8 protein-coding genes are annotated in these 10,459 nt (G+C 70.8%); 5 read left to right on the top strand and 3 right to left on the bottom strand.

Annotated elements, in window-relative coordinates:
* Positions 1–119: 119 nt before the first annotated feature.
* Positions 120–2,732, bottom strand: a complete 2,613-nt coding sequence (pepN, locus tag ABT004_RS34445; RefSeq protein WP_351345084.1) for an aminopeptidase N — start codon at positions 2,730–2,732, stop codon at positions 120–122.
* Positions 2,733–2,866: 134 nt separating this feature from the next.
* Between pepN and ABT004_RS34440 the strand changes: the two genes are divergently transcribed.
* Together ABT004_RS34440 and ABT004_RS34435 are read left to right on the top strand one after the other, a co-directional pair.
* The gene (locus tag ABT004_RS34440) at positions 2,867–3,370 is read left to right on the top strand and encodes a DUF1203 domain-containing protein (RefSeq protein ID WP_351345081.1); all 504 of its coding nucleotides are present in this window, start codon (positions 2,867–2,869) and stop codon (positions 3,368–3,370) included.
* A gap of 40 nt (positions 3,371–3,410) precedes the next feature.
* Positions 3,411–3,656 carry a hypothetical protein gene (locus ABT004_RS34435; protein ID WP_351345078.1) on the top strand — a complete coding sequence of 82 codons (246 nt, stop codon included), beginning with the start codon at positions 3,411–3,413 and terminating at the stop codon, positions 3,654–3,656.
* A gap of 60 nt (positions 3,657–3,716) precedes the next feature.
* Here the strand turns inward: ABT004_RS34435 and ABT004_RS34430 are convergent, their stop codons facing one another.
* Positions 3,717–4,736, bottom strand: coding sequence for an aspartate-semialdehyde dehydrogenase (locus ABT004_RS34430; RefSeq protein WP_351345076.1), 1,020 nt, complete (start codon positions 4,734–4,736; stop codon positions 3,717–3,719).
* 204 nt (positions 4,737–4,940) lie between these two features.
* On the opposite strand from ABT004_RS34430, the gene ABT004_RS34425 reads away from it, so the two are divergent.
* Both ABT004_RS34425 and ABT004_RS34420 read left to right on the top strand, forming a co-directional pair.
* A complete protein-coding gene (locus ABT004_RS34425; RefSeq protein ID WP_451192212.1) occupies positions 4,941–5,495 on the top strand; it encodes a sigma-70 family RNA polymerase sigma factor in 555 nt (184 codons plus the stop codon).
* Position 5,496: 1 nt separating this feature from the next.
* Positions 5,497–6,180 (top strand): hypothetical protein, encoded by a 684-nt coding sequence (locus ABT004_RS34420; RefSeq protein ID WP_351345073.1) that lies wholly within the window; start codon positions 5,497–5,499, stop codon positions 6,178–6,180.
* A 185-nt stretch (positions 6,181–6,365) separates the two neighbouring features.
* Here ABT004_RS34420 and ABT004_RS34415 read toward each other — a convergent pair whose 3' ends face one another.
* On the bottom strand, positions 6,366–9,680 hold the full coding sequence (locus ABT004_RS34415; protein ID WP_351345070.1) for a S8 family serine peptidase: 3,315 nt from the start codon (positions 9,678–9,680) through the stop codon (positions 6,366–6,368).
* A gap of 233 nt (positions 9,681–9,913) precedes the next feature.
* Between ABT004_RS34415 and ABT004_RS34410 the strand changes: the two genes are divergently transcribed.
* A complete protein-coding gene (locus ABT004_RS34410) occupies positions 9,914–10,363 on the top strand; it encodes an NUDIX hydrolase (RefSeq protein ID WP_351345067.1) in 450 nt (149 codons plus the stop codon).
* Positions 10,364–10,459: the final 96 nt, after the last annotated feature.

Here is a 10,459-nt window from a genome sequence, read left to right as displayed (position 1 = left end):
CCACCTCCCGCTGCCCCCCCCGATCACCCCCACCCACACCCCGCGGGCCCCGCCCCGCTTCGGGGGGTGGGGGCCCGCCCCCCCCGCCCCCCCCCCCCCTCCCCGTTCCGCAGCGGCAACTACGCGTCCGCCGCCTGCGCCTTCAGCGCACGCTCGACGCCCGCCCGCGACTCGGACACGAGCCTGCGCAGCGCCGCGCTCGGCTCGGCCGAGGCCAGCCACGCGTCGGTGGCGGCCAGCGTCTCCTGCGAGACCTGGATCGCCGGGTACAGGCCGATCGCGATCTGCTGCGCCATCTCGTGCGAGCGGGAGTCCCAGACGGACTTCAGCGCCGCGAAGTACTTCTCCGTGTACGGCGCGAGCAGCTCGCGCTGGTCGGTCTGGACGAAGCCGCCGATCACCGCCTCCTGCACCGCGTTCGGCAGCTTGTCGCTGTCGACGACCGAGGCCCACGCCTCCGCCTTGGCCTCCGAGGTCGGCCGGGCGGCACGGGCACTGGCCGCGTGCCGCTCACCGGCCGCCGTCCTGTCCCGCTCGTACTCGCCGTCGATCTCCGCCTCGTCGTAGCGTCCGACCGCCGCGAGCCGCTGCACGAAAGCCCAGCGCAGCTCGGTGTCGACGGCAAGGCCCTCGATCGACGCGGTGCCCTCCAACAGGCCTGCCAGGAGGTCGAGTTGCTGCGGCGTGCGGGCGCTGGCGGCGAACGCGCGGGCCCATGCCAGCTGGTGGTCGCTGCCCGCTTCCGACGTCCGCAGGTGGGTGAGCGCCGCCTCGGTCCAGCGGGTCAGCAGTGCGTCGCGGTGGGCGGGCGCCGCGTACAGGTCGACGGCGAGCTTCACCTGGCGGTGCAGCGACTGCACGACGCCGATGTCGGACTCCTTGCCCACGCCGCTGAGCACCAGGTCCAGGTACGCGCTCGCCGACAGCTCTGCGTCGCGCGTCATGTCCCAGGCGGAGGCCCAGCACAGCGCGCGCGGCAGTGAGGCCTCGAAGTCGCCGAGGTGCCGCGTGACGAAGGCCAGGGACTCCTCGTCGAGGCGGACCTTCGCGTACGACAGGTCGTCGTCGTTGAGCAGGACCACGGCCGGGCGGCGCTTGCCGACGAGGTCCGGTACCTGCGTCAACTCCGTTGCGGTGACGTCGAGTTCGACGCGCTCGCCGCGCAGCAGCTTGCCTTCCCCAAGCTCTCGGCTTCGCTCGAGCAGGGGAGACCCCACTTCGTCGTCGAGGTCGTAGAAGCCGATCGCGATGCGGTGCGGGCGCAGCGTCGCCTCGCCCTTGGCGCCCTCGGGCAGCGCGGGCGCCTCCTGGCGGACGGCGAACGAGGTGATGACACCGTTCGCGTCCGTCTCGATCTCCGGGCGCAGGACGTTGATGCCGGCCGTCTCCAGCCACGCCTTCGACCAGGACTTCAGGTCACGCCCGCTGGTCTCCTCGAGGGCGCCGAGCAAATCGCTCAGCCGCGTGTTCCCGAACGCGTGCCGCTTGAAGTACGCCTGCACGCCCTGGAAGAACTCGTCCATGCCGACGTACGCGACGAGCTGCTTCAGGACGCTCGCGCCCTTCGCGTACGTGATGCCGTCGAAGTTGACGAGCACGTCGTCGAGGTCGCTGATGTCCGCCATGATCGGGTGCGTGGACGGCAGTTGGTCCTGCCGGTACGCCCACGTCTTCATCTGGTTGGCGAACGTCGTCCACGAGTGCGGCCACTTGGAGCCCGGCGCGTACGCCTGGCAGGCGGCCTCGGCGAACGTCGCGAACGACTCGTTCAGCCACAGGTCGTTCCACCACTCCATGGTGACGAGGTCGCCGAACCACATGTGGGCCAGCTCGTGCAGGATCGTCGCGGCCCGCGCCTCGTACGCGGCGTCGGTCACCTTGGACCGGAACACGTACTGGTCGCGGAAGGTCACCGCGCCCGCGTTCTCCATGGCACCGGCGTTGAACTCGGGCACGAAGAGCTGGTCGTACTTGGCGAAGGGGTACGCGTAGTCGAACTTCTCCTGGAACCAGTCGAAGCCCTGCCGTGTCACCTCGAAGATCGCGTCCGAGTCGAGGAACTCGGCGAGGGACGGCCGGCAGTAAATGCCGAGCGGGACGGACTGGCCCGTCTCCGGGTTCTCGTACGAGGAGTGCACCGAGTGGTACGGGCCGACGATCAGCGCCGTGATGTACGTCGACATGCGCGGCGTCGGCTCGAAGGCCCAGACGTCGTCCTTCGGCTCCGGGGTGGGGGAGTTGGAGATGACCGTCCACCCGCTCGGCGCCTGGACCGTGAACCGGAAGGTGCCCTTGAGGTCCGGCTGCTCGAACGACGCGAACACGCGGCGGGCGTCCGGCACCTCGAACTGCGTGTAGAGGTACGCCTGTTGGTCGACCGGGTCGATGAACCGGTGCAGCCCCTCGCCCGTGTTCGTGTACGCGCAGTCGGCGACGACCTTCAGCTCGTTCGGCCCCGATTCGAGGCGCTTCAGCGCGATCCGCGAGTCGCGGAACACGGCGGCGACGTCCAGCGACCGGCCGTTGAGCACCACTTCATGAACGGCGTCGGCGATGAGATCGATGAACGTCTCGGCGCCCGCCTCCGCGCTGTCGAAGCGCACGGTGGTCGCCGACCGGAACGTGCCGCCCTCCTGCGCGCCCGAGAGGTCGAGATCGATCTCGTACGAGTCAACGGTGAGCAGCTTCGCCCGCTGCTGCGCCTCTTCACGGGTCAGATTGGTGCCAGGCACGCGGTCATCTCCTAGTTAAGCGGTCTGCGTTCTTGGATATGTGACGTTTCCGGCCATCCTTCCACGCGGGGTACGCGAAGGCGATGTCCGTTTCCCGCCGGTGAACAGGCCCGCCGGGCGCGACCGTGGAGTGCATGACCAGGTACATCGCACGTCCCATCGACCCGAACGCCCTCAAGGAACTCCGCGAGGTCGACGACGCGGGCCGCCCCTGTGCCCCGTACACCGCGACCCCCGCGGACGCGGGCTCCCCGCTGCGCTGCTGCCTCCGGCCGATCCGGGAGGGCGAGCGCATCGCCCTCGTCTCGTACGCACCCCTGCGCCGCTGGGCGGCCGAGACGGGCGCGACCCCCGGCGCGTACGACGAACAGGGCCCGGTCTTCCTCCACGCCGAGGGCTGCGGTGGCTGTGCGACCGGTGACCGTTACCCCTTCGACCGCCCCGGCGCCCGCCGCACCGTGCGGCGCTACGACGCCCGCGGCCACATCGTCGGGGGCGCGCTCCTGGAGATCCCGGAGGACGCGACAGCCGGCTTCGAGGCTGCCTTCGACGAGGCGTTCGCGGACCCTCGGGTGGTGCAGGCACACGTACGGGCGCTGGAGTACGGCTGTTACCACTTTGCGGTGGATCGCCCCTGATCGGCCGCGCCGGCCAGCCGTCCCCGGCATGCTCGTTCCCATGGACGTGAAGGTCACCCTGGACCTGCCCGCGGACGACGTGGCGTTCCTCGACGCGTATGCGGCATCCGCCGGACTCGCGTCGCGGGCTGCCGCGCTCCACGCCGCCGTCGCCCTGCTTCGTGCGCGCGTGACGGAGGAACAGCTGATCGAGCAGGCGAAGGCGGAGGCCGAGCGCTTGGCCGGCGACCCGGCCGACCAGGCCGAATTGCTGGCCCTCCAGCGCTTCATGGGCGTCGTCGAGTGAACCGTAGGGGCGGCCACCGGAATCCGGTGACCGCCCCTACGGCGACGTACGACTGGTTGCTTACTTCGCCGACAGCTCCTGGGCCACCAGCTCCGCGATCTGCACCGCGTTCAGCGCGGCGCCCTTGCGGAGGTTGTCGTTGGAGATGAAGAGGGCCAGGCCGTTCTCCAGCGTCTCGTCGTTGCGGATGCGGCCCACGTACGACGCGTCCTTGCCGGCCGCCTGGAGCGGCGTCGGGATGTCGGACAGCTCGACGCCCTCCGCCTTCGCGAGCAGCTCCGCGGCGCGCGCCGGGCTGAGCGGGCGGGCGAAGCGGGCGTTGACCTGGAGGGAGTGGCCGGAGAAGACCGGGACGCGGACACAGGTGCCCGAGACCTTCAGCTCCGGGATCTCCAGGATCTTGCGGGACTCGTTGCGGAGCTTCTGCTCCTCGTCCGTCTCGTTCAGACCGTCGTCGACGACCGAGCCGGCCATCGGCAGCACGTTGAACGCGATGGGACGGGCGTACACGTCCGGCTCGGGGAAGTCGACCGCCTCGCCGTCGTGCGTCAGCTTGTCGGCCTCCGCGACCACCTTCTGCGCCTGACCGTGCAGCTCGGCCACGCCCGCGAGCCCTGAGCCGGACACCGCCTGGTACGTGGCGACGGTCAGGGCCTCCAGGCCCGCCTCCGCGTGCAGCGGCTTCAGCACCGGCATCGCGGCCATCGTCGTGCAGTTCGGGTTCGCGATGATGCCCTTGGGGCGGTCCGCGACCGCGTGCGGGTTCACCTCGGAGACGACGAGCGGGACCTCGGGGTCCTTGCGCCAGGCCGAGGAGTTGTCGATCACGACGGGGCCCTGCGCGGCGACCTTCTCGGCGAGGGCCTTGGACGTGGCGCCGCCCGCGGAGAACAGCACGATGTCGAGCCCGCTGTAGTCGGCCGTCGACGCGTCCTCGATCGTCACGCCGTCCAGCACCTTGCCAGCGCTGCGAGCCGACGCGAACAGGCGCAGCTCGTCGATCGGGAAGGCCCGCTCGACAAGGATCTTGCGCATGACCGTGCCGACCATGCCGGTGGCTCCGACGATTCCGACCTTCACAGGGTCCTCCGTGCTTTCGTGTTTCCGCGCTACCGGCCGTCCGGCCTCACGGGTGTGTCCATGATGCGTCTGTCCACGCCCGGCTTGTCCAATCCATTGTCCGCGTTCCGGGACGGTATGGCGCTGGCCACAGTTTCAAGCGCTCCGCGTGAACGTTTCCGGTACCCACGGCGTCGTAGGGCGTACGCGGGGAGGGGAGGCGCAGTGCTGCGCAGAAAACCGAGGGGTCGGCCGGACGCCCCTTCCCCAAGCTCTCGAACCCGCTCGAGCAGGGGAGACCCCATCGACGCGGCCGTCGAGGACCGGGTGCGCGCCGTGCTGTCGCTCGGCGGCATGCCGTACGCGGATCTGCCGGACGGTGTGCAGCAGGTGCGCCTCCGGTTGCTGGAGCGGACCGCGAAGGGCCAGGAGGCGCCGCGCGACGTCTCGGCCTGGGCGGCGGTCGTCGCCTCGAACCTCGCCATGGACTGGCACCGGGCGCGGCGCCGCCAGGAACGCCTCGGCGAACGGCTCGCCGCGCTGCGCCAGGAGCACGCGGGGGACGCGGCCGACACGCGTGTCCTGTCGATGGCCGTGGCCCAGGGCCTCGACCAACTCCCGGACGAGCAGCGGCAGGTGGTCGTGCTCCGCTTCTACGCGGATCTGCCCGTGCGGGACATCGCGGCGGAACTGGGCGTGCCCGAGGGCACCGTCAAGAGCCGCCTGCACACGGCGGTGCGGATGCTGCGGGTGCGGCTGCGCGAAGGGGAGGTGGTGTGACGTGAACGACGCCGAGTCGGAGGACCGGCTGCTGATGGCGGCCGTGACCGGGGAGCCGCTGCCGGAGGACGACCCCGCCGTGGCGGCGGTCGTGGCGGATGTCGCGCTGCTGCGGGAGCAGGTGCGGGGCCTCGGGGACGCGCTGGCGTCCCGCCGGGAGCCGGTGCCTGTGCCTGTGCCCGTACGTTCACGTCGCCGTCCGCTGCGGCTCGCGTTCGGCGGGCTCGCCGTGGCGTGTGCGGCGTCCCTGTTCGGGGGGCTCGTGTGGCTGGGGGTGAGCGCGCCGGGCGGGGGCGGTGACGCGGATTCGGGGAGCGACAAGGCGGCGGCCCAGGGCGGCGGCAAGGCCGCGTCCTCGCCCGCGATGCGTATCGCGTGTTCGCGGGTGCTGGTGGAGGGCCGGGTGACCAGTGTCACGCCGCACGAGGACGGCGACGTACGCGTCGTCCTCGACGTCTCGCGCTACTACCGGCCGGAGCGTTCGGTGCGGGAGCACCCCACGATCGCGGTGATGCTGGACGCCTCCGCCCACCGTGACCTGAAGCCCGGCACGTACACGCTGATCCGGGTCCCGACGCGGCCGGGCGACCGGGAGGAGTGGACGACAGGCCACCATGAGGTGGCTGCCGCCCGGGAGGACATCGCGCGGGCGGGGCCGGGGGCCCGGGGCTTGACCTGCGAGTAGCCGGGCCGCGTCGGCGTTACGGCCTCGGGGCTCCGCCCCGGCCCCCTCGCCTCAAACGCCGGCGGGGCTATTTATAGCCCCTGCGGCGATTGAGCAGCGGGGGCCGGGGCGGAGCCCCAAGGCGTTGGTGGCGGAGGGGCGGCCACCCGCAGGTGACCGCCCCCCCCGTCACACCCGGCCGGAGGCTACGGCGTGACCTTTTCGATCTTGACGCTACCGGCTCCCGCCGCAACGCCCCGCTCATTCAACAACCGCACCTCACCAAAGAACTCCCGCCCCTCAGGCGCCGCAGCCGCCGCAACAACCTGCGCCGCAACAGACGCCGACGCCCCCGTCGCCAACGACACCGGCTTCGACTCGTCGACCTTCACCGTCCCCAACGAGGGCGCGAAGAAGACATCGACGTAGTCGTACTCCGTCGAGCCGGACGGGATCGAGTACCCCGCCACCTCCACCGTGTACGTACCGGCGGCCGGCTTCGCCACGCTCACCGCCTCCTCGGAGTCACCGTCCGCCGAGGACCCGACGACCTTGCCCGCGGCGTCGTACACCGTGAGGTCGAGGTCGGCGGCCTTGTCGGAGACGTTGCCGATGGAGACGTCGAGCTTGTCGGTGCCCTCGGGAACGTCGACCGTCGACGTCTGCGTGGCGCCGCCCGCGATGGTCGGTCGCGCCGTCTTCGACGAGCCGAGCGACCCGCCCTGCAGCTTGCCGCCGCTGATGGCCGCGAACTTGTTCGTCACCTTCCACGAGACATCGGCGGGCGTGCCCACCTTCGCCTCGGGCAGCGTCTGCACCGCCGGGTCGAAGTCCGCGCCGAGCACGGCGACGTCCAGCGTGTACGGGTTGTCGAGCAGCGGCGACGTACGCCGCGCCTCGACCTCGATCTCCCAGACGCCCGCCTGCGGCGCGTCGTACGAGCGCAGGTCGGGGCGGCAGCCGTTGCCCGAGCCGTCCCCGTAGTTCGGGTAGCAGTCCGGCGTCGACGTCGAGTCGACGGGAACGCCGTACGGGTGGATGGAGATGAACCGGGTCTGGCTCTTCGCCGCGAGCCCGCCCATCCGTACCTCGAGGGACTTCGCCCCCGCCGGCACCGTCAGGAAGTACGACTTGGTGCTGTTGCGCTGCACCGAACTCTTCGCCTGGTACGTGTACTTGACCGGCGACGAGACGACGACCGTCGCCATGATCTGCTGGTCGACGCCCTCCGTCTTCGGGTCGTCGACGCGCAGGATCGCGCTGCGCAGCCCGGCGGCGGACGGCTTCGCCCGAACCTTCACGGTGACGGGCTTGTTCAGCGGCAGCATGACGATGCTCGGCCCGACGATCGAGAACGTGTCACCGGAGTTGTTCTTCAGCGACAGCCGGTGCGGCACCAGCTTCGACGAGCCCGACGTCCGCGTGACAGTGACGTCGTACGTCTTCTTCTGGCCCGCCTTGAGGCCGCCCTCGCGGTCGTAGATGCCGGTGCCGAAGCCCGGCGTCTTGAGCTGGTCGTCGAGCGCGGTGTCGACGGGCGCCTTCACCGTGTAGGTGTGGGCGCTCGCCTTGTGCTGGATCGACTTCCACGCACCGACGATGTCGATGAGGCCCGAGCCCTCCGCGTACGCCTGCTCGCCCGAGATGTGCTTCGCGGTCGAGGTGAGCGCGGTGCGCAGCTTCGCCGGGTTCAGCGAGACCTTCTGCTGCTTGGCCGCCGAGATCAGCAGCGCGCTCGCGCCCGCCGCCTGCGGGGAGGCCATCGAGGTGCCCTGGAGCATCGAGTACCCGGCGGGCAGCGCGTAGCCGGCCTCCGGGGTCGGGCTGCCGGGCAGCCAGGTCTGCGTGGAGTTGACGGACGCGCCCGGCGCCGAGATGAGGGGCGCGAAGCCGCCGTCCTCGCGCGGGCCGCGCGAGGAGAACGGCATCATCGCGTTCGACTTCTCGACCTGGGAGCCGTAGTTGGAGGCCCAGGTGTCCTTCGAGATGGTGGCGCCGACGGACAGCACCTTGTCGGCGAGGCCGGGGTCGCCGATGGTGTTCGCGCCGGGGCCCGAGTTCCCCGCCGAGATGACCAGCTGGACGCCGTACTCGTCGATGAGGCGCGTGTAGAGCAGGGCGCGCGCGTTGGCCCCGTCGTTCAGCGCGGGCAGCCCGCCGATCGACATGTTGACGATGTCGACGCCGCGCTTCGTCACGAGGTCGATCATGCCCTCGGTGAGCGCGACGTTGGTGCAGCCGCCGCTCCAGGTGCAGGCGCGGGACGACACCAGCTTGGCGCCGGGCGCGGCACCGTTCATGTTCTTGTTGCCGAACAGGCCGTTGGCCGCGGTGATGCCCGCGACGTGCGTGCCGTGCTCGGACTCGATGACGCCGATGTTGACGAAGTCGGCCTTCTTGCCGACCCAGTCGCCGCCGTACGGGTCCATCGGGACGTCCTTGCGGACCTCGACGACGAACGGCTGGCGCTCGACGACGTCGGTGGACGGGTCGTCCTTGCCGAAGTAGCCGACCTGGTAGCCGTCCTTGTACGGCTTCATCGGGGTGTCGTCGGTGAAGTCGCCGTTGTCGTTGAGGTCGACGGTCACCGTCCCCTTGGCCGCGTCGTACAGCACGCCCCACTTGTCGGTGGTGTCGCCGTCCCGGTTCGCGTCGCCCTTCGCGTCGCCGCCGGCCGTGACCGACTCCGCGAAGGTGCTGATCCCGTACGAGCCCGAAGCGGCCTTGTACGTACGGCCGTTGTAGGTGAAGGTCGGCCCGCTCACCGTGGTGACCATCGGGCGCCAGGTGGCGTCCCCGTCGACGATCGGGTCGGTCGCGGTGACCCAGTCGGTGATCTTGCGCTCGCCCGTCGTGGTCTTCTGGAGCGCCGGGTGGCCGAGGTCGACACCCGAGTCGAGGATGCCGATGGTGGTGCCGCGGCCGTCCGACTTCGGGTGCTGCTTCACGAAGTCGACGGCGCCCGTCTCGAAGGACGGGTTGTACGGGTTCTTGGCGGGGGTGTCCTTGCCGGGCCCGCTGTACGAGCCGGTGGCCTTCTTGGAGGCACCCTTCGTGGTGTCCGCGGACGGCGACGGGTCGTCGAGCGCGATCTCCTGGCGCAGGTCGATGCCGCGCACGGAGCCGAGCTTCTCGGCGGAACCGATCGCGGAGGTGGCGCTCTTGGTCGGCACGGTCGCCCGTACGTAGCCGAGCTTGTCGTAGGTGCGGCCCACGGAGCCGCCCTTGACGGCGTCGAGCTGCTTCGCGACCTGCTCGGTCTTCCCGGGGGTGGTCGCGACCATCATGGTCACGTTCTTCGTGCCGTCGGCCTTGGCGTCGGCGAGCAGTTCGGCGTCGTGCGCGCCGAGCTTGTCGCTCGCGGACTTGGGGGCCGGGGGCGGGGTCGGGTCCGCGTCCGCGGCGAAGGCCATGGGTATCGGCCCGGTCGCGGTGAGCGCGGCCACGAGTCCCGCGGCCGCCGCGAGCCGGGCCGCGCGTCTCGCGCCGGATATGGGGGCGCGCTGGGGATCGGTGGTCATCTGCATCCCTGTACGTAAAGGTCGGACAAGACGGGACGTGTCGAAAGGGGTCCGGATTTCGGTGCCGGATGACCGCTCAGCTTTACGCAAGTGACCACAGTTTGGGGAGAGTTGCCCGAGCCGGGTACGTGCCATGGCGTACTTCCGCCATGCGCCATCCCGCCCAAACCGTGACGGGACCGGCAAGGCGTGTAACACCTGCACCGGGACCGGGATGCCTCTAGCGTCAGGGGATGAACAAAGAGCTGAGGGTGGCGGCCTACGCGGTGTGCGTCCGCGAGGGGCGGGTGCTGCTGGCCCGCTGGGTCGCGGGGGACGGGAGCAAGCGGTGGACCCTGCCGGGTGGGGGCATGGACCACGGTGAGGATCCGTACGACACGGTGATCCGTGAGGTCGACGAGGAGACCGGCTACGTCGTCGATCCGGTCGCCCTCCTCGGGGTCCACTCCGTGCTGCGCCGCTACCCGCGCAAGCTCGGCAAGATCGCGGACTTCCACGGGCTACGTCTCGTGTACGAAGGGGCGATCACGGGCGGCGCGCTGCGCCACGAGGAGAACGGCTCGACCGACATGGCCGCGTGGCACGACCTCGCGGCGGTGGACGACCTCCCCCGAGTGGAACTGGTGGACGTCGGCCTCCACTTGTGGCACACCCGCCCACCAACTGGCCACGTCCTGGGGTAACGCCCCCCGTCCCCCGGCCACGGGGCTCCGCCCCGGACCCCGCGCCTCAAACGCCGGCGGGGCTGAAAGATCGGGGCTCCGCCCCGTACCCCGCTG

The sequence above is a fragment of the Streptomyces sp. NPDC002790 genome (assembly GCF_040295505.1).
Classification (GTDB): domain Bacteria; phylum Actinomycetota; class Actinomycetes; order Streptomycetales; family Streptomycetaceae; genus Streptomyces.
Note: the sequence above shows the minus strand (reverse complement) of the source record. Positions and strands in the feature narration are given on the sequence as shown.